General features: G+C 69.6%; 17 protein-coding genes and 3 pseudogenes. 10 read left to right on the forward strand and 10 right to left on the reverse strand.

The annotated features are described in order from the left end of the window. A partial coding sequence (locus ABZ876_RS13410) for a PAS domain S-box protein (protein WP_361778881.1) occupies positions 1 to 189 on the reverse strand: 189 nt, incomplete at its 3' end. A 1,157-nt stretch (positions 190 to 1,346) separates the two neighbouring features. Between ABZ876_RS13410 and ABZ876_RS13415 the strand changes: the two genes are divergently transcribed. Beyond that, positions 1,347 to 1,643, forward strand: coding sequence for a hypothetical protein (locus ABZ876_RS13415; RefSeq protein ID WP_361778884.1), 297 nt, complete (start codon positions 1,347 to 1,349; stop codon positions 1,641 to 1,643). Between the two features lie 171 nt (positions 1,644 to 1,814). Here ABZ876_RS13415 and ABZ876_RS13420 read toward each other — a convergent pair whose 3' ends face one another. Continuing rightward, positions 1,815 to 2,372, reverse strand: coding sequence for a TetR family transcriptional regulator C-terminal domain-containing protein (locus ABZ876_RS13420; protein ID WP_361778887.1), 558 nt, complete (start codon positions 2,370 to 2,372; stop codon positions 1,815 to 1,817). A 74-nt stretch (positions 2,373 to 2,446) separates the two neighbouring features. Here ABZ876_RS13420 and ABZ876_RS13425 point away from each other — a divergent pair, with 74 nt between their 5' ends. Then, complete coding sequence (locus tag ABZ876_RS13425) at positions 2,447 to 3,604, forward strand: FAD-dependent monooxygenase (protein WP_361778890.1); 1,158 nt, start codon at positions 2,447 to 2,449, stop codon at positions 3,602 to 3,604. A 96-nt stretch (positions 3,605 to 3,700) separates the two neighbouring features. Here the strand turns inward: ABZ876_RS13425 and ABZ876_RS13430 are convergent, their stop codons facing one another. Then, positions 3,701 to 4,660, reverse strand: coding sequence for a YafY family protein (locus ABZ876_RS13430; RefSeq protein WP_361778893.1), 960 nt, complete (start codon positions 4,658 to 4,660; stop codon positions 3,701 to 3,703). Between the two features lie 72 nt (positions 4,661 to 4,732). On the opposite strand from ABZ876_RS13430, the gene ABZ876_RS13435 reads away from it, so the two are divergent. Together ABZ876_RS13435 and ABZ876_RS13440 are read left to right on the forward strand one after the other, a co-directional pair. Continuing rightward, entirely contained in the window at positions 4,733 to 5,119 is a 387-nt protein-coding gene (locus ABZ876_RS13435; protein ID WP_361778896.1) for a VOC family protein, read from the forward strand. Between the two features lie 59 nt (positions 5,120 to 5,178). Beyond that, positions 5,179 to 5,402, forward strand: a pseudogene (locus ABZ876_RS13440) (antibiotic acetyltransferase); the annotation flags it as partial. Positions 5,403 to 5,452: 50 nt separating this feature from the next. On the opposite strand, the gene ABZ876_RS13445 reads toward ABZ876_RS13440, so the two are convergent. The 3 genes from ABZ876_RS13445 to ABZ876_RS13455 all read right to left on the reverse strand — a co-directional run bounded on the left by ABZ876_RS13445 (position 5,453) and on the right by ABZ876_RS13455 (position 8,385). After that, positions 5,453 to 6,052: a DinB family protein gene (locus ABZ876_RS13445; protein WP_361778899.1), complete on the reverse strand. Its 600-nt coding sequence runs from the start codon at positions 6,050 to 6,052 to the stop codon at positions 5,453 to 5,455. Between the two features lie 252 nt (positions 6,053 to 6,304). Continuing rightward, positions 6,305 to 7,732: an MFS transporter gene (locus tag ABZ876_RS13450; protein WP_361778902.1), complete on the reverse strand. Its 1,428-nt coding sequence runs from the start codon at positions 7,730 to 7,732 to the stop codon at positions 6,305 to 6,307. Then, positions 7,729 to 8,385 carry a TetR/AcrR family transcriptional regulator gene (locus tag ABZ876_RS13455; RefSeq protein ID WP_361778905.1) on the reverse strand — a complete coding sequence of 219 codons (657 nt, stop codon included), beginning with the start codon at positions 8,383 to 8,385 and terminating at the stop codon, positions 7,729 to 7,731. The genes ABZ876_RS13450 and ABZ876_RS13455 overlap by 4 nt, the downstream gene beginning before the upstream one ends. Before the next feature lie 549 nt (positions 8,386 to 8,934). Between ABZ876_RS13455 and ABZ876_RS13460 the strand changes: the two genes are divergently transcribed. Continuing rightward, a complete protein-coding gene (locus tag ABZ876_RS13460) occupies positions 8,935 to 9,855 on the forward strand; it encodes an MBL fold metallo-hydrolase (protein WP_361778908.1) in 921 nt (306 codons plus the stop codon). 60 nt (positions 9,856 to 9,915) lie between these two features. On the opposite strand, the gene ABZ876_RS13465 is transcribed toward ABZ876_RS13460, so the two are convergent. Then, complete coding sequence (locus tag ABZ876_RS13465) at positions 9,916 to 10,065, reverse strand: DUF3761 domain-containing protein (RefSeq protein WP_361778911.1); 150 nt, start codon at positions 10,063 to 10,065, stop codon at positions 9,916 to 9,918. 184 nt (positions 10,066 to 10,249) lie between these two features. Between ABZ876_RS13465 and ABZ876_RS13470 the strand changes: the two are divergent. The 4 genes and pseudogenes from ABZ876_RS13470 to ABZ876_RS13485 all read left to right on the forward strand — a co-directional run. Then, a pseudogene (locus tag ABZ876_RS13470) lies at positions 10,250 to 10,339 on the forward strand (FAD-dependent monooxygenase); the annotation flags it as partial. Between the two features lie 191 nt (positions 10,340 to 10,530). After that, a pseudogene (locus tag ABZ876_RS13475) lies at positions 10,531 to 10,617 on the forward strand (FAD-dependent monooxygenase); the annotation flags it as partial. Positions 10,618 to 10,623: 6 nt separating this feature from the next. Beyond that, on the forward strand, positions 10,624 to 11,142 hold the full coding sequence (locus tag ABZ876_RS13480) for a hypothetical protein (RefSeq protein WP_361778914.1): 519 nt from the start codon (positions 10,624 to 10,626) through the stop codon (positions 11,140 to 11,142). Between the two features lie 419 nt (positions 11,143 to 11,561). Beyond that, positions 11,562 to 12,989, forward strand: coding sequence for an alkaline phosphatase family protein (locus ABZ876_RS13485; RefSeq protein ID WP_361778917.1), 1,428 nt, complete (start codon positions 11,562 to 11,564; stop codon positions 12,987 to 12,989). 1,115 nt (positions 12,990 to 14,104) lie between these two features. Here ABZ876_RS13485 and ABZ876_RS13490 read toward each other — a convergent pair. The 3 genes from ABZ876_RS13490 to ABZ876_RS13500 form a co-directional block, all read right to left on the reverse strand. After that, positions 14,105 to 14,323: a hypothetical protein gene (locus ABZ876_RS13490; RefSeq protein ID WP_361778920.1), complete on the reverse strand. Its 219-nt coding sequence runs from the start codon at positions 14,321 to 14,323 to the stop codon at positions 14,105 to 14,107. Positions 14,324 to 15,145: 822 nt separating this feature from the next. Next, entirely contained in the window at positions 15,146 to 15,688 is a 543-nt protein-coding gene (locus tag ABZ876_RS13495) for an HD domain-containing protein (RefSeq protein WP_361778922.1), read from the reverse strand. A gap of 611 nt (positions 15,689 to 16,299) precedes the next feature. Continuing rightward, positions 16,300 to 16,500 (reverse strand): hypothetical protein, encoded by a 201-nt coding sequence (locus ABZ876_RS13500; RefSeq protein ID WP_361778925.1) that lies wholly within the window; start codon positions 16,498 to 16,500, stop codon positions 16,300 to 16,302. 434 nt (positions 16,501 to 16,934) lie between these two features. Between ABZ876_RS13500 and ABZ876_RS13505 the strand changes: the two genes are divergently transcribed. Further along, the gene (locus ABZ876_RS13505) at positions 16,935 to 17,813 is read left to right on the forward strand and encodes an SDR family NAD(P)-dependent oxidoreductase (RefSeq protein ID WP_361778928.1); all 879 of its coding nucleotides are present in this window, start codon (positions 16,935 to 16,937) and stop codon (positions 17,811 to 17,813) included. The last annotated feature ends 98 nt before the right edge of the window (positions 17,814 to 17,911 follow it).

A 17,911-nucleotide genomic window follows, 5' to 3' on the forward strand; every position in this document is an offset into this window, starting at 1 on the left:
CTCCGTCTGCGCATTGACCAGAGCGATATCCCCCGCATCATCCACGATCACCATGGCATCCGGAGCCGCCTCCAACAAACCCCGAAACCGCTCTTCGGCCGCCGCACCTTCCACACCGCCCCAAGGACCCTGCCTCTGTTCGGCAGCCGCGTCTCTGTCTGGTGGGGTTGTGCTGACTACGTCGCTCATGCCTATGCTCCGGCCTCGCTGTCCCGGCGGTATCGGACTACCTCAGCGCATAAGGCCCGCAGGAACCCCTGCATGTTCACAACTGGCTGCCGGCGCTCGAACATGCCCTGGGGAAGACGCGATCCGCCTGAACGACTTGACCGACTTGACCGACTTGGTCGACGTCACAACCCGCCCCCGGCCCAGACGATGGTCGACTTCTCCGCCGGCAGGGCCGCCTACCGGTTTGCACACCGACCACGCCCGTCGGGGCGCCGGGATGCCGCAAAGCACTGCGGTGACGCGCACGGTCCTCTTTGCCACACTGTCCCCATTCATGATCAAGCGAGTTGTGGGAGCTGCGCGATGAGTAAGAGAGAACAGCGGCCGACGCGGCGGCGTCGTGCCGTGGCGCTCGTGGTTCTGGTCGCCGCGCTCCTCGCCGGGGCCGCCTGGCTTCTCATGGACCGGTACAGCGCAAGGCCCCGTCTTGCTGTCGCCTCCTCCCGGTCCTCGATCCTCGGGACCTGGAAGGTGGACGGCTATACCGGGAAGGTCGAGTTTTCCGCCAACGGGCGGTTCTCGGCAGTCGGGCTTCCGGTCGATTGGTCGTGGGACGGCGAGTTGACCGGTGCGGGAGGGTGGTCGCTGGATGACCGTGGAGGGTCAGTGAGTCTCACGCCGGATCATCTTCCGTCGGGCATGAGCCGAGATGCCAGCCTGGCAGTCGTCCGCGCCGACGGCCACTTGCGGTTGTGTGTCACCTCCGGTTCGCCGGGAGTCCTGTGCGACCTTCTGCTGCGCCTTGTCACAGCGCCACAGTGACGCAACTGCCCAGGCGGAATCGCAGGCCGCAGTCGTGCACCCCGGGCAGACACACACCCGCCACACGCCCGCCCTGAACGGCCTTCAGCTTCTCCAGAGGGCCTCGGAAACCGTTCCAACGATCACCGACCGCGTCATGAGGCTGCCACGCGAGTCCACGACCCGTCAGACCTGACCTAGACTCGAAGGGTTACGCACGGCTTGCCCCTGTGGAGATCACGGCCACAGCACGTGCAGTGCCGTGCTGGGGTTGACGGTCTCCGCGGCGCCGCGGAGCTCACCGGCACTCGGCGGAGAACCGGTGCCGCGGGCCGGCGGCCGGGCCGCGACGCCTCGTTGAAGGGCCGGTCAGTATGAGCCGTCCGCTGCTGCACAGCCGCTACACCCCGTTGGCCGATTCACTGCCCCACCTCCGGCTCGGCCGGGCGCCGACTCCGGTCCGGGAGCTGACCGGACTGACCTCCGTGGTCCCGGTCTGGTGCAAGGACGAGAGCGGTTACGGATCGGGCGGCTGGGGCGGCAACAAGATCCGCAAGCTGGAGTGGATCCTGCCGGACGTGCGCCGCCAGGGGGCGCGCACTCTCCTTACCGTGGGCGGTCTCGGTACGAACTGGGGCCTGGCCGCCGCGCGTTGCGGTCCCCACCGGTGAGGATGAATGACCGCGAGCGGGGTGCCGTGTCTGTCAGTGATCACCCGTGATGCCTGGAGTCGGTCCGGTGTCCCTGTCGATCGGCGACGGGAAACGGTGGCAGCGGGCGGTGACGGCCTTGATGGCCGAGCGCACGTTGCTCAGGCCGGAACCGCCGACGGCGCGGTGTCCTTAACGCAGCGCGGCGGCGACCAGCCCTTCGAGGGCCTCGCGCGGCACTTCGCCGCCGCTTGCCAGCCGGTCGAAGATCAGTCCGTCGATGCAGGTCAGCAGGGTGTGGGTGCGGTTCTCGACGTCCGTCACGCCGTGCCCGGCGAGGAACAGCCGGACGGCCTCGCGGCCGGCGTTCTCGCGGGGTACGAGGATCTCGCGCAGCTCGGGGTCGCGGACGCTCTCGACGGCGCAGGCGTAACGGGCGAGCGAGCGGCGGCGACCCTCGCCGGTGAGTCGGTGTCGGGTAAGCAGCGCGATGCCTTCCACCAGTTCCTCGGCGGTGCGTAGGGATGGAAGGCGCTCGGCCATCGTTTGCAGTTCCGCCTGGTCGAGTTGGACCAGGCGCGTGACGAGTCCGGTGAGCAGCGTGGCTCGGGTGCGGAAGTACGCCGACGTGGTGCCGAGCGGCATGGCCGCTTTGCGGTCGACTGCGCGGTGGGTCAGGCCGCGGGTCCCTTCGTCGGCGAGTACGGCGAGAGCCGCGTCCGCGAGGAGGGTGCGCCGATCTGAAACCATGGCTCCTTTCTACACCTGTAGAGCCTCAGGTAGGGTCATCCTTCTACAGATGTAGAAGCGCTGGGGGGATCGGCATGGGCGACACGGCAGTGGTCGTCGGAGGGGGCATCGGCGGGCTGGCCGCCGCGATCGGTCTGCGACGCGTCGGCTGGGAGGTGACGGTCGTCGAGCGCGCGTCCGTGCTCGACGACGCGGGAGCGGGCATCTCGCTGGCCGCCAACGGCCTTCGGGCACTGGACGAACTCGGCGTCGGCGAGGCGGTGCGGGAGGCCTCGCGGGGCCAGTACCGCGGCGGCACCCGCACGCCGGGGGGTGGCTGGCTGGCCCGGATGGACGGCGCGGTGCTGGAGAAGGCAGTGGGCACGCCCATCATGGCCATCCCACGCTCCACCTTGCACCGGCTGCTTCGCGACTCCCTGCCCGCCGAGACCCTGCTGATCGGCTCCGAGGCCGAATCGGTCCAGCAGATCGGCCCCGGGACGGTTCGGGTCAGCTGCGGCGACACGGTCCTGGACGCCGATCTGGTGGTAGCGGCCGACGGCATCGGCAGCAAGGTACGCAGTCTTCTCTTCCCAGCCCACCCCGGCCCGGTCTACAGCGGCTCGACGGTGCTGCGCGCCATCACCGAGCAAGCGGTCGAACTGCGCACCGACTTCGAGCTGACCTGGGGCCGAGGCGCCGAGTTCGGCCACATCGCCTTGCAGGACGGGCGGGCCGAGTGGCACGCCGTACTCAACCTCCCCGCCGGGACGCGGTTCGCCGACCCACTGGCCGAACTGGGCCGGCGATTCCACGACTGGCACGACCCGATCCCTGCCCTGCTCAACGCAACCCGAACCGACGCCGTGCTGCACCACGACGTCAACGAGCTCCGTACGCCGCTCCCCTCGTACACGGTCGGCCACATCGCGCTGCTCGGCGACGCGGCACACGGGATGACCCCCAACCTCGGACAGGGCGCCTGCCAGGCGCTGGAGGACGCGGTCACCCTGGCCGCCGCGCTCGCCACCGGCCCCACCGTCGAAGCCGCGCTCGCCCGGTACGACGCCGAGCGCCGGCCGCGCAGCCAGGCAGTCGCGCGGGCCGCCCGGCAGGCCGGGCGGGTGGGCCAGCAGCTCTCCCACCCACTGGCCGTCGCCCTGCGCAACGCGGCGATGCGGCTGACACCCTCCCGCGCCGCCGTACGCATGATCCTTCGGCACCACGGCTGGGTCCCACCACAGCTGAGCTGACCCGACTCGCGCACCGCCGACTCACCACCAGACACCGTCCGGGGGACAGCCGTCCTCCGCCCGGACATCCCGGTCGGCCACCCATTGGTTCAGCCCTCACCCGTGGGCCTCCAGGAGTTCCCGGGTGCGACGCAGCAGAGCCTGCCGTACCGACTCCGGTGCGAGGACCCGCAGCGGAGTTCCCAGGCCGAGGAGGTAGCGGGCGAGGCCATCCGGATCGGGCCCGCCTATGTCGACCACGGTCGCGTCCGGGCCGTCGGAGCGATGGGTGCCGACCGTCGCGGGGACGATCAGTAGCGCCGCGTCCATGGGGAGCGGGAGGCGGATGGTCGCGGTCAGTGGGTAGGGACCGTTCGCGATGTTGCGGGAGACCAGCCATGCCGGGTCGGGCGGGTCGGTGAGGTCCGCAGGCCGGCCGATGGGCTGGAGGCGGTCGACACGGTCGACACGGTCGGCCCGGAACGTCCGCCACTCTCCTCGAACCACGTCCCGCGCCACGAAGTACCAGCGGCGTCCGGTGCGGACGAGACGGTACGGGTCGACGTCCCGGACCGTGGCCCGTCCCTCTGCGTCGACGTACGACAGCCGGGCACGCTCGCCCTGTCGGCAGGCGACTGCCAACTCCAGCAACAGGCCCGCCCTGATCTGCGGCCCGTCGGCCCCCGGGAGGCTGACGAAAGCGTCGTCCAGCTCGCCCAACCGCTGCGCGATCCGCCGAGGCAGCACCTGGCGCAGCTTCAGCAGGGCGGACAGTGCGGCCTGGTCACCACCGAGGGCGTCGCTCAGCGCCGCCTCCCGCAACCCGACCGCCACGGCCAGCGCCTCCTCGTCGTCGAGGATCAGCGGCGGCACCCGGGAACCGGCGCGGAGGCGGTAACCGCCCCACGGACCGGCCTCGGAGTCGACGGTGTACCCGAGCTCCCGGAGCCGGGCGATGTCCCGCCGGACCGTTCGATCCGTGACCTCCATGCGCTCGGCCAGTTCGGCGCAGGTCCACGACGGCCGGGAGGACAGCAGGGACAGCAGCCTCAGCAGACGGGCGGAGGAGCTGATCACTCACGGAAGTCTTCCACACCCACGCCACAACCAGGACCGAAACTGTCCGGGTTACGTCATAGCGTTCTCTTCATGAGCACGGACACCAATTCCACACCCGCGTTCCGCTACGCCGCCGTCACCTTCGACTGCGCCGATCCCGCCGACATGGCCCGCTTCTACGGCGAGTTGCTCGGCATGTCGGTTGTCTTCTCCAGCGAGGACTTCGTCCTGCTCGGCAAGGAGGGAGCGACCGGACTCGGCTTCAACCGCCTGGCCGACTACCGCCCGCCCACCTGGCCGGACCCCACCCAGGAGAAGCAGGCGCACATCGAGCTGGGGGTGGACGACCTGGACATCGCCGAGAAGCGACTTCTCGACCTGGGCGCCGTCAAGCCCGAGTTCCAGCCGCAGCCCGAACGCTGGCGGGTGCTGCTGGACCCCGCGGGCCACCCGTTCTGCATCACGACCTTGGTCTGATCCGCCCTCGACCCACAGGAAGGACACACACCGCTGACCTCCGCGATCCCCGACCCGAGGTGATCCACCCACTGCCCGATCACCAGCGGGTGGCCTTCCTCAAGGCCCTGGTGACCGACCCACGCATCGAGGTCGGGGACTTCACGTACCACGACGCCCCGGAAACGCCCTGCGAGTGCGGCAGCGCAATGTGCTGTACGCCTACGGCCCCGAGCGGCTGGTGATCGGCAAGTACCGCGCCATCGCCACCGGCACCCGGTTCCTGATGGCCGGCGCCGAGCACCCCACCCTCGGCCCACTCATCGCCACGGGGTGGGCGGCGGCAGGGTGAGATCAGCCGTCGCCGGCTTCCCGCGCCACACGCTCCAGTCGACGTCGGTGGCTCTCCCACCATGCCTCGTCTCCTTGGGGCATGCTGTCGCTGTCCTTCAAGTACCCGACGCTTCCGTCGATGAGTTCTCGGACGATGTCGGCGTGCCCGGCGTGGCGCTGGGTATCGGAGATCACCCGCACCAGGATGTGGTGCAGGGTCACCTCACGTCGTTCCTCCGGCCACCACGGGACGCGACCGATCGAGTCAAGGGCCAGCGCCGTGATCGTGGCGTTGGAGTGCTCCCACGCCTGGTGATAGAGCCCAACGATGTCTTCGCGTGACTCGCCTGCAGCGGCCCACATGTCCGAGTTGGGTTCTGCGTCCTCCGTGTACCACCAGGGCGGCGGCTCCTCGTCGAAGAACGGCCGCCCGAACGTGTCGCCGAAGTAACCCAGTTCCACACCGGCGACGTGTTTGACCAGTCCCAAAAGGTTCGTGCCCGTGCGGGTCAGCGGGCGGCGGATGTCGTATTCCGAGAGCCCGTCGAGCTTCCACACCAGGGCGTCACGCGCGTCTTGCAGGTATCTGAGAAGGTCCGCTTTCGGGTTCGGTTCGATCATGCGAGGCAGTCTTGCACCCACCACTGACAGCCGGGCCTCACAGAACGACGGGGTGGTGACCACCTTTGAGATCGACGAGTACGTGTACGGGGCGCTCCGCGCGGGTGCCGAACGCCTTCTGCTGATGCGGGCCCGGCCGGCGGAGAGCCGTATCGACGTGCTCGGGATTCGGCTGTGCCTGACAGGCGACGCGCCGGAGAGGGCGCCCGCGCCCGCTCCGGATCACCTCCGCTGTGTGTGGTCGGCGGTTGCTCAACTGTTCGTCTGTCGAGCAGGTGCCGCCTGCAGTGTCGGTGCTGTCGCCGAGTGCGCCGCGGTCGTGTCGCCTCCCTGCTGATGAGCCGCACACCGGGGCAGGAGCGACGCGGGCAGCAGGCCGAGGGCGGCGAGTGCGGCCAGCACCAGCAGGACAGGGCTCATCGTTGAAACTGCGGATCCGGTTGCGCTGGACGCGACGGCGATGCCGAGGGTCGGCCCGATGTTCATGGCGGTCTGCTTGAGCCCACCGACGACCCCGGCGTACCCGGGCGGCGCGTCGCCGACGACGGTACCGGTGGCGGTGACCATCACCGTGGCGAACCCGGCACCGATGACGGCAAAGGCCCCGGCCATGGCCATCCACGGGCTGGCCGCACCGAGCCGGGACAGCCCCGCGATGCCGGCCGCGACGAGGACCGTACCGGCAGTCGCGGTGCGGCGCGCACCATGGCGGCGCAGTGCGGCGTCCGCGGCGGGAGCGCCGAGGATCATGAGCGCGGTCAGCGGAAGGACCCGTAGACCACAGGCGAGCGGGTCGAGGTGAAGCGTGTCCTGAAGGTAGAACGTGGCCCGGAAGAGTGCGCCGAACAGGCCGGCGGAGGTGACCAGCAGAATTGCCATCGCCGCCGCCACCGGTGCGGACCGCGCCACGGCCGGCGGAACGATTGGGTGCGGGGTGCGGCGTTCGTGCCAGGCGAGCACCGCTGCCACGCCTGTGACGGCGGCGAGTTCGAGCATCGTCGGCGCTGTGGTCCACCCCCTCGAGGGCACGTCGGCCAAGGCGTGAACCAGGACCGCGAGCCCGATCGCGAGCAGTCCCGCACCGGTGAGGTCGAGCCGCGAAGAGCTGGCAGGTGTCGAAGGCGGCGTCCGCACGGCGAGGACAAGGGCGGCGATGACTAACGCGATAGGGACATTGACCCAGAACACGGCGCGCCACCCTAGATGCGCCACGAGAATGCCGCCGAGGATCGGACCGGACCCCGCCGCCACCGCGATCGCACTGGTGCGGATGGCGATCGGCGTGCCGAGCCGGTCCGCGGGATACGCCAGCCGCAGCAGCGCAAGCGTCGCAGGCTGAAGGAGCGCGCCGAATCCACCCTGCACCGCGCGCAGGGCTGTCACCCAGCCGACGGTCGGCGCGAGCGCGATCCCCGCCGAGGCGGCCCCGAAACCGAGGACGCCGACGAACAGCAGGCGCGCGTGTCCGTACCGGTCCCCCATGCGCCCGGCGATGACGAGCAACGCGGCCACCGCAACCAGATAGCCGGTGCTCGTCCACTGGATCCGCCCCAGGCTCGCGTCGAGATCACGCTGCAGGCTGGGCTGCGCCACGAGCAGGATGGTGCCGTCCAGTGCGACGGTCATCGCGCCTGCCACGCTGACCAGAAGAGCGAGCTGCCGCTGTACGCGTGCCGTCACGAGGTCACCAGGCCGAGATGAGCATCCAGTACTGCCGTGATGAGCCGGTCGCGTTGCTCGTCACCTGGGTCGTCGGCCACCGATGTGGCCTCGAGGGCCAGTTGCAGGCTGCCCCAGGCCCATAGCTGGGCGATGCCGTGCAGGTTCGACCACAGGGCGGCGGCGGTCACGGCGGGCGCCGGTGCCGCCTCGTATGGCCCGTCAGTACGCTGCGCGGCATCCCGCTCCGATCGGCATCGGGCGACGAGTTGGGTGATGTGCCCGAACAGGGGGAGGGTCGACTCGCGCAGCCGTGGCTGGTCCAACGGCTGCGCCGCGCTGTCGAGCAGCTCATGCCGGAACATCAGCTCGAACATGCCGCGGCGCTCGAGCGCGTAGCCGACGTACACCCGCGCAAGGGCCTCCAACTGGCCGCGTGGTGTGGTCGTGTCGGCGAGCGCGGCCTCGAACCGGGCTCTGAGGTCGTCGAAGCCACGGCGGGCGATGGCCGAGAGCAGCGCGTGGTGCGTGGGGAAGTACCGACGCGGCGCTCCGTGCGACACCCCTGCTCGACGGGCTGTCTCCCGCAAGCCCACTGACGCGGAACCCTCAGTCAGCACGAGGTCCACCCCGGCATCGATCAACCGCTCACGCAGGGAGCTCTCATCACTCATAGACAATGTCTACCACAGTCGCAGACACTGTCTACGTCACCGCGGTCACAAGTGCTGCGCCGCAACGGCCGCGCCCTGCTACGCCAAGAGCAGCCCGCCCGGGCGGCCGCGCCTGACGGGCACTCACCGGGGAACGCCTGCGTGCTGATACCGAGCAGGAAGCGGCCGCGTTCCTGCGACTGCACGGGGAATGCGCCGGGCCCTGCCCGAATGCAGCGCCGAACCGGACGACGTGGCCCGCGATCGCCCGCCGCGGAACGCGGCACGGCACGGGACCGGACATCTACCGATGATGATCGAGCGGGCCTTCGCCTCGGTCACGAAGCAGTCCTCCAACTCCCCTGCTGCCCTCATCACCCACCGACGACTTGGCTCATTGTCCAGCCGTGATCGATCGGACTTCCCCCTCGGCCGATATCGTTTCCACCCTCACACCGAACCTTGCGGAGGCGACGATGACACCCGACGTGCAGCCGCACACCAGCCACGTCTGCCTCGGACGGCCGCAGCTCGTTCTGGTCCAGTCGCATGGGTGGAGGTGACAGCGCCATGAGATCGCCGTTCGGTCGTCCGAGTCTGCGCCCCTACAACACGTACATGCAGCGTTCGGTGGTCACCCTTGATGGTCTGACCGCGCGCTTCCTGGGCACCAGTTCTCTGTTGCTCTCCGATGGGGACACCACACTGCTCTGTGACGGATTCGTCACCAGGCCGGGGCTGTTGCGTGTGCTGCTGGGCCGCATCGGACCTGATCGGGCGCTGGTCAGGGATGCGATCGAGCGGTCGGACGCCCACTCGCTCGCGGCCGTGTTCTGCGCGCACACTCACTACGACCACGCTCTCGACGCTCCGGTGTGGTGTCTGGAGACCGGTGCCGATCTGGTCGGTTCGGAGTCGACGGCCAACGTCGGACGCGGTGTGGGTGTGCCCGAGTCGTCGCTGAAGGTGGTCCAGGGCGGCGACGTGCTCACCTACGGCCGGTTCGAGCTGACCTTCCTGGACTCCCTGCACAGCCCCGGCGACCACTACCCGGGCACGGTCGACCAACCACTGGTTCCGCCCGCCCGGACGCGTGCCTGGAAGACCGGTACGGCTTTCTCCGTGCACGTCTCCCACCCGCGGGGCAGCGTGCTGCTGCACGCCAGCGCGAACCACCGGCCCGGAATGCTCGCCGACTGCCAGGCTGACGTGATCTACCTCGGCGTAGGGATTCTCGGCAGACAGTCGCCGGAGTTCGTACGCACATACTGGGATGAGGTCGTGGGCACGGCCGGCGCCCGACGTGTCGTCCTGGTGCACTGGGACGATTTCTTCACCGGTCTGGACCGACCGCTGCGGCCGATGCCCTACTTCGCAGACCGGTTCGACACGACCATGGAGCAACTGCTGCCCCTGGCCCGCCGAGACGGTGTCGAGGTGGTGCTCCCCACTGTCTGGGAGCCCACCGACCCGCTCGCCGGGCTGACCTGACCGGCTTCCCCGGGGTCGGACAACCACGGAAACAGGCCAGCGCCTCCCCCCGCACCCGACCTACCTGTAGAAGACGGCGACCCCTCCATGGTGCGAGCAGGCACCCTGGTGGTGCGCGGCGTATGAGTAGGTGCCGTCATTGCAAAGAGCGGTAGCGCCGCTGCCGGCATCGGCAGAGCCGCCCGAGGAGCTTGAGCCCCCGCCCGCCACCGCGCCCCGGCAACGCTCTCCCCGCTGCCTTCAACGGTTCACCCACCGGCCGCAGCCGCCGCCGCCACCGGCCGAACCTGCCGCGTGACAGCACGGTTCCCTCCAGTTGCCGCCGGTCAGGCGCCGGTGTGCGCGGATTCTGCGCGGCACTGCCGTCTCAGAGGTCGAGCCGGACGACGACGATGTGGTCGTGACGGCCGGCGGCCTCAAGGTGCGGGCCCGCTACCTGGCGGCGTGCGACGGCGGCCACGGTACGGTGCGGAAACTGCTCGGGCTTCCGTTTCCCGGCAGGCCCGGGACCCAGCAGGGGGTACTCGCCGGCATCCTCCTGTGGGGACCAGCATGGTCCAGTAACCGCCCGCATGACGGGTCAGGGTGCTCATATGACCCATCTGCTGAGGCACCAGCGCCGATACGGCCGGCCGTGTCCTGTTCGCGGGGGACGCCGCGCACATCCACCCGCCGCTGGGCGGCCGGGGGCTCAATCTCGGCATACAGGACGCGTTCAACCTCGGTTGGAAACTGGCCGCGGCCGTCCGGGACCGGGCGCCGAGCGGCTTGCTGGACAGCTACCACGCCGAACGGCATCCGGTCGGAGCGCAGGTCCTGCACCACACGTCGGCGCAGCGCGTCCTGGCAGATCCGAACCCGAGCGGGGACGTGGCCGCCCTGTGCGACATCTTCATCGACCTGCTGCGGCTGCCCGATGCCTACCGCCATCTCGCAGGACTGATGTCCGGCCTGTCGCTGCGTTACGAGCTGCCCGGGGAGCATCCGCAGACCGGACAGCGCATGCCGGACGCCGACCTCGTCACCGAAGCAGGCCCCATCCGGCTGTCGGCACTGTTCGGCTCGGGGCACGCCCTCCTGCTCGATCTGGCCGGCAGTGTCCCGGCCGATCCCCGGCCTCCCCACCACGAGTCGACCTCGTCCGTGCCAAGTGCACCGACGAATGGGGCGCTGCCGCCCTGCTCGTCCGTCCCGAACGGCTACGTCTGCCGGGCTGCGGACAGCTCCGCCGCCTACGGCGACACCCTGCTCGCGGCAATCGCCGGCAACCTTGCAAGGGTGCGCTGAGCCGGGCCTCCGCAAAAGCCTCGCTGGCCAGCCCCGCCGGACAACGACCGGCGGGCCTGGCCACCGCGTGGCGAGCAGGCCATCCACCAGCGCTCGGAGTCCATGCAGGACGGCCCGCCGCTCGCGGGGGCGCCCCGGAGCGGTGCCGGCGGCAGTGCTCGAACGCCGGATGCGCGTGGCGTAGCCGCGCCCGGGTCCCTGGAGCGTCCGCCGCCTTCTCAACGGGGGGCAACAGCGGTGCGACGTCCGGAAGTTGGCGGTCACGGCTTGGTCAACCCCTTCCCGCACGTTGGCCACATGTTCACTGACCATCCCTGATGCACCCCGCTGTGACGGGCGAAGGATGATAGACGGCCCGCCTTTCGGCGGGCCGGCCGCCACTCCGAAGAGCTACTTTTCTCGCTCAAGAAGGGGCCCTCATGCCTGAGTTGACACGCCGCAGACTTCTGGGTTCGGCCGCAGGCGCGCTGGGCAGCGTCGCAGCGCTCTCCCTCCTCCCGCCGAGCGTTCAGAAGGCCGTCGCCGCCGGGCCGTCCGAGCAAGGCTCGCTGCGCGACATCGAGCACGTCGTCATGCTGATGCAGGAGAACCGATCGTTCGACCACTACTTCGGCACCCTGTCGGGGGTCCGGGGCTTCGACGACCCGCATGCCCTCACGCTCGGCAATGGGCGTTCCGTCTTCTACCAGCCCGACGCCGAGAACCCGAAGGGCTATCTGCTGCCCTTCCACCTCGACACCCACAAGTCGAGCGCACAGGCCATCCCGTCCACCAGCCATGCCTGGGCCGTGCAGCACCAGGCCTGGAACGGCGGCAAGATGGACCAGTGGCTGCCCGCCCACCGCCAGGCCGACGGCGTCAACGGCCCCTATGTGATGGGCTACTACACGCGCGAAGACATCCCGTTCCAGTTCGCGCTCGCCGAGACCTTCACCATCTGCGACAACTACTACTGCTCGGTGTTCGGTCCCACCTGGCCCAACCGCCTGATGTGGATGACCGGCACGATCGACCCCGGAGGCACCCGGGGCGGCCCGATCATCAGCAACGTCGCGCCCAGGCCGTACCGCTGGACGACGTACGCCGAACGGCTCCAGGCCGCCGGCATCAGCTGGAAGGTGTACCAGCAGAACGACGACTACGGCTGCAACATGCTGGAGCAGTTCGCCACCTTCAAGAACGCCCAGCCCGGGTCCGACCTGTACGAGCGCGGCGTACGCCCGCAGCCCGCTGGCACCTTCGAGGACGACGCCCGCAACGACCGTCTCCCGACCGTGAGCTGGATCGTGCCCACGAGCTACCAGTCGGAGCACCCCGACTACCTCCCGGCAGCCGGCGCCGACTTCGTGGCCTCGAAGATCGAGGCGATCGCGTCGAACCCGGCGGTGTGGCGCAAGACCGCCTTCATTCTCAACTACGACGAGAACGACGGCCTGTTCGACCACGTGGCCCCGCCCACTCCACCCGTGGGCACGGCGGACGAGTACATCAGGGGTCTGCCGATCGGCGGCGGCTTCCGCGTCCCCGCCATCATCATCTCGCCCTGGACGGTCGGTGGTTGGGTTGCTTCGGAGGCCTTCGACCACACCTCAGCCCTGCAGTTCCTGGAGCGGCTCACCGGGGTGGAGGAGCCGAACATCAGCGACTGGCGTCGCGGCACCTTCGGCGACTTCACGACCGCTTTCCGCTTCAGCGACGCCCGCCCTGGTCCGCCGCCGCTCCCCGACGACACCGCGGAGCAGTTGGAGAAGGCGAAGGAGGAGGTGAGGACGTTGCCGAAGCCGACGCTTCCGGGAGCGGACCAGACCGTCCCCCATCAGGAGAAGGGCGACCGTCCGCACGTGTGACGGCCGATGACATCCGAGAGGGCCCGCGCCGTTTGTGCCCGGGCCCTCGCCCATGAAGGCGCCTTCCCAGGCCGGGTAGCCACCTGGTTTGCCGTATCCCGAATACCGGCCTCGCCGCGGTGAGCAACAGTGCGGTCGCCGTCACGAGCAGCGTCCGCGTCGCGAGCGGGCGGTTCTCGACCAGATCGTCGACCGGCAACACGAGCAGCAGCCCCAGGGCGTGGCCGGTCTGCGTCAGACGCTGAGGGCGCGACCGTCCGCGACCTCTGGAGTGGATCGTGAAACTCGGCATCGGTACGAGCCGGCCACCCGACCGGGTTCACGTCGGCGACCGCCGAATGGCGGACAAGCGGGATACAGCACGACGTCCCGCCCAGGAGGGGCGCTTCGGTCGGCATGACCGGATCAAGGCGACACGAAATGCCGGCGGCCGCTACCAGTGCCGAGGTGTCCAACGGGCGCAGCCCCCTCTGAAAGGGAACGGCCCGCCGTTCCAGACCATGGGATCGGCGGGCCGGTGCCCCGAAGGGCGCCCCTCGCGGGATACGAGCGACCGTACGCCCTGCACGCGCTCAGACGGAAGATCCAGTGCAGCAGCCGCCCTTCTCCCCCGGTCTGCCGGCCGGACTTCCAGTCGGTGTCCAGGATCGCCGTGTGCACAGCCGCGACGATCACAGGGATGGCGAGACCGCCGCCCTCCCGGTTCCTCGGATTCCCGGCCGGCGATTCCAGGCTCGTCGAGCCGCAGGTGACCAGGGCGTAGACCGCGGGCAGCAGAGTTGTGACGATGCGCTTTTCCCGTGATGAGGAACAGCCGCGGCGCCGGCAGGCCAGGAGACAGGACCACGGCCACGACCCACACCATCTTGCCCACGGTTGATGCGTGCATGCAGGCCCGGATCGGCACGTTTACGTACGGATTACTCCTCGCCCGCATGTGCAGCGACTTCCACGTTGGCCCCCGCGTGGCCCACCGTTCCGGAACCGGTGGGCCGGCGCCCGGGGGGGCGCCGTCGCGAGGTAAACGGAACGTACGCCTCCGCCTGTCAAAGCGGAAGACCCGCGGCCGTGTGGCACAGCCCACACTGGCGGACCCACCCGCAGCGCGCAAGGAATCACGACACCGCCGGCCACACCTCGGGGCCGCCGCCATGCCACTCCACCAGCGGCGACATGACTACATCCAACTCGTCCATACCTTCCAGCCCTGCACGCTCGAGAAACACCGTGAGGTCATGCAAGCTGTACGCCGTGCCCAGCGTCTCGCTGTCGACCTGGACACGCCGGCCGCCGCCCTCCCCGGGCGGGAACACGATCACACGACGCTCAGCCATGGCATCAGCCTCGCGCGCGGGCCCGGGGTGCGCACGCTGGGCTACTCCGTGTGTCCGACTCCGGGTGCCGGTCGATCGCGCCTTGATCTCCACGAATGCCTCGAAGGAGTGTGTTACGCGGACGGACCTGGAAGCGCGCGTTCGGCCACGCCGCCGGCATCGGCGGACGGCGCGTACGAGCTTCGGAATGGATTCGGGCGTCCGCCAACTGGACCTCGATACGTGCAGGCCGACTCGGAGGCTTCGCCTGTCGTGCTGCGCCTTGTCCGTCCGGCACCACGGAGCCGACTTCGGCGGGGACACGGGACGGATCGCGCTCGCCGGCTGGTCCCGGGGCAGTAACGCCGCGTTGGCTGCCGCCCTGGACCCCCGCGCGCTCGACGGGGGGAGTCCTCGGACCGTCGTCGGATACGCCCGGCCCGAACACTGGCGGGCCGCGCCCCGATCGACGAACTGAGCCTGACGGCGACCATGCCGGCGTGATCATGAGCGAGTACAACCCCGAGTCCCGCCGCTGCCGTCCCGGCGAGGCCGACCACGCAGTGGGAGCCGGAAGTCAGACAGCGCAACTCTTCGTTCTCAGCGGCACATCACACCCACTGGGTGCCGAACGTGGGAATCGCGGTTATGCAGAGCTTGCTGCGCAGAGCCCAGCCTGATCCATGACCGTCGCTCCGTGCTCCGTGCTCTGCGTGTGTCGTCGACTGATACGCATTGGCTGCGAGGACAAGCTCCTCGTCGATGCCACCGTCCCAGCCGAAGTCCCGCGCGCAGCGGCACGCTCCGGGGTCCGGGCAGGGCTTTGTCATGCGGTGGGTGGCTTCAGCGCCGGGATGGTGGGGGCGCCGATTGTGCGGCGGTCTGCCGCTCCCTCAGCTCGGCAAGCAGCGAAGGGTTGACGATCGAGAGGACAGCCTCGATGTGGTCGCTGTCGGCGGCGGCCCAGAGTACGTCGCGGGCCGCCCGGTACTTCGCAGCCAGCCGATCGCGCTTCCCGGCGGGAAGGTGGGCGGCCCGGTCGGGGTGACTGTTGTGTGCATTGTCGGAGATCTTCAGCAGGGTTGCGTCTCGGTTGCCGGTGATGCGCTTGATTTTCTCGCCGTAGGGCACGCCGGGCTCGTTGGTCACAGCCTCCACGACAGAGACGACATGGGCCGGGATACCAGCTGCCCGCAACTGCTCAGCCGTCCAGTGCGTGTCCTCGATAACGTCATGCAGCAGCCCAGCCATCATCAACTCGGGGCCGAACGGTGCGAGTCCCGCAGCGACCGCCCGCACATGCTCGACATAGGGGACGCCGATCTTGTCGACCTGGCCGGCGTGCGCCTCCGCCGCGAAGGCGTCGACTTCCTCAACAGTCTGCATGGCTGCTCCTTTCATCCGGTGGGCCACCGTCATCGAGGGCTCCCCGTCCGGGCGTACCTGGCCACAGCCTGCGGCTGCCCGCCATTGGTCCACAAGGATGCCGACGAAGGCGCGGCGACCGAGTCTTCGGGCGTTCCTTATCTGGGGCCCTGCGTTCTGCTTGCCGCTGCTGCTCGGCCAACTGGTGCGTCTCGTGCGCGAAGTCCTCGATGAGGTCGTGAACAGCCCGGGGTCCTCGTGGGTGCCGAGCTTCTCGTTGGCAGTGTAGAGCGGTCGCGAGCGCTCATGCGGTCTACTCGTGGCTGCTCGCCGGGCGGGGCTGGAGCGCAGCGCGCGACCGGGCGGCCGCTACCTCCAACGTGGGCTGCACTGCTCCTCTGCTGGTAGCTGTGGGACTCCTCCTGGGACAGAGCAGCCCCGCGGGACCTGCCGTTGGCCGCCGGCGTCGGACGTGGCATCGTGCCGTTCCCGTCATCACCGCAAGCCACGTCCTGACCTAAGGGCAGAGGACCCACGCACGCGAGATTCCCGGGCCCCTACAGAGACACCCTCCAGGTCCCGCTACACCGCGCGGCGCGTCGCCAGCCGGAGCCGGCGCTCGGGCCGACCGGTCAGCCCGCGTCCGGCGCGTCGATGACGTTGCCGTCCTTGTCGAGCGTGTGAGTACGCCAGTACACGTCCCACTTGTCGTCGACCTGCTGGGGCACCTTGCCCTTCGGATAGCGCACGTATCCCGCCGGGGGCTGATCACCCTCCCCGACGCACGCCGAACCGGTGTCCCCCACGGTCAGGACGGGGTACTCGTTGCTCATGCAGATGTCCTCCCGGTACTCAAGGGAGGAACACCCGGTGAGCGCCATGAAGGCGGCCGCGCCGACGAGAGCGACAGCTACGGTCCGGAACCTGCCAGGACACAAGGCGGTGGTGGGTCGGCTGATGCTGCGGGACACGGGCACGATCCTCTCCAGTCGTTCGGTCTGCCTCCACCCTCTCCGCCGATAGCCGCCGAGCCTTGAGTACGCGTACTCAGAAGCGCCCGCGCGGAAGCTCAACCCACCGCAATCGGGAACGGGTTTGTGCGCTACGGCCGGCATGCGGCCCCGCAGCCCCGCAGCCCCGCAGCCCCGCAGCCCCGCAGCCCCGCAGCAACACCATGCCAGCCCAAACCGAACCGGATAGACCATCCGGATCTGCTATGGTGGCGTCAACCGGATAATCCATCCACATATGCGAAACGGGTCATGCGATGAAGCAGACAGCGCTGGTCACGGCGGGCACAGCGGGAATCGGGTTCGAGACCGCCCTGGGGCTGGCCGAGGCAGGCCTTGCGGTCACGGTGGTCGGGCGCAATGCCGAGCGTGGTGACCGCGCGGTCGAACGGATCAACGAAACGGCACCGTTGCATTCCGCCCAGTTCCTCGCCGCCGACCTCTCCTCACTCGATGCGGTCCGCGCCCTGGCCGACCGCATCGCCGCCAACGGTCCGCTGACCGTGCTGGTCAACAACGTCGGAGCGATGTTCCCGGAGCGGCAGGACTCGGTGGACGGGATCGAGGCGACGTTCGCCGTCAATCACCTCTCGCCGTATCTGCTCACCGAACTGTTGCTGCCCGCACTGCGAGCCGGTGCGCCGAGCCGGATCGTGAACGTCACCTCGGGCGCGATCGGCGTCGCCAAGCACGCCTTCGACGCCGTCGAGCCGCCGGGGGGCTACTACGGCTTCCACTGGTACGGCCGCGCCAAGCTCGCCAACCTCGCCTACACACTGGAGTTGGCCGGCCGGCTCGACGGCACGGGCGTCTCGGTCTTCGCGGCAGACCCCGGCGGCGCCGCGACCGACATGACCAACGGCACCATGCGCGATCCCAAGATCGTCTCGCCGGGGTTGCGGCTGCTCTGGCCACTGGTCCGACGGAAGTTCGAACGCTCGACCTCGGGTCCGGCGTCCGTGGCGGCCAGGCCCTCGATCTTCGCCGCGACCGACGGCTCGCTGGCCGGCCGGACCGGCGTCGTCATCGGACCCCAGGCGCATCCGGTCGCCCCCTTCCGTTCGGCGACGGATCCCCGCATCGCCAAGGCCGTCCGCCGCCTCAGTGAGCGCCTCGCTCCCGTCACGACCGGGTGACGGGATCCGGGGCCGATCGGCTACGACCACAAGGCGGCCCGTTTCCACACGCCGACAAGGTGGGCGTCCGGCGGAGGGCGCCAAGAGGTCGGCGAGGA

The sequence above is a fragment of the Streptomyces sp. NPDC046931 genome, assembly GCF_040644655.1.
GTDB lineage: Bacteria > Actinomycetota > Actinomycetes > Streptomycetales > Streptomycetaceae > Streptomyces.

What these genes read in the sequence shown, in the direction of transcription:
- ABZ876_RS13490 (WP_361778920.1), bottom strand. Translation starts at nt 14,323, where the DNA reads ATGGCTGAGCGTCGTGTGATCGTGTTCCCGCCCGGGGAGGGCGGCGGC.
- ABZ876_RS13500 (WP_361778925.1), bottom strand. Translation starts at nt 16,500, where the DNA reads ATGAGCAACGAGTACCCCGTCCTGACCGTGGGGGACACCGGTTCGGCG.
- ABZ876_RS13505 (WP_361778928.1), top strand. Translation starts at nt 16,935, where the DNA reads ATGAAGCAGACAGCGCTGGTCACGGCGGGCACAGCGGGAATCGGGTTC.
- ABZ876_RS13420 (WP_361778887.1), bottom strand. Translation starts at nt 2,372, where the DNA reads ATGGTTTCAGATCGGCGCACCCTCCTCGCGGACGCGGCTCTCGCCGTA.
- ABZ876_RS13455 (WP_361778905.1), bottom strand. Translation starts at nt 8,385, where the DNA reads ATGAGTGATGAGAGCTCCCTGCGTGAGCGGTTGATCGATGCCGGGGTG.
- ABZ876_RS13425 (WP_361778890.1), top strand. Translation starts at nt 2,447, where the DNA reads ATGGGCGACACGGCAGTGGTCGTCGGAGGGGGCATCGGCGGGCTGGCC.
- ABZ876_RS13445 (WP_361778899.1), bottom strand. Translation starts at nt 6,052, where the DNA reads ATGATCGAACCGAACCCGAAAGCGGACCTTCTCAGATACCTGCAAGAC.
- ABZ876_RS13495 (WP_361778922.1), bottom strand. Translation starts at nt 15,688, where the DNA reads ATGCAGACTGTTGAGGAAGTCGACGCCTTCGCGGCGGAGGCGCACGCC.
- ABZ876_RS13485 (WP_361778917.1), top strand. Translation starts at nt 11,562, where the DNA reads ATGCCTGAGTTGACACGCCGCAGACTTCTGGGTTCGGCCGCAGGCGCG.
- ABZ876_RS13460 (WP_361778908.1), top strand. Translation starts at nt 8,935, where the DNA reads ATGAGATCGCCGTTCGGTCGTCCGAGTCTGCGCCCCTACAACACGTAC.
- ABZ876_RS13415 (WP_361778884.1), top strand. Translation starts at nt 1,347, where the DNA reads ATGAGCCGTCCGCTGCTGCACAGCCGCTACACCCCGTTGGCCGATTCA.
- ABZ876_RS13435 (WP_361778896.1), top strand. Translation starts at nt 4,733, where the DNA reads ATGAGCACGGACACCAATTCCACACCCGCGTTCCGCTACGCCGCCGTC.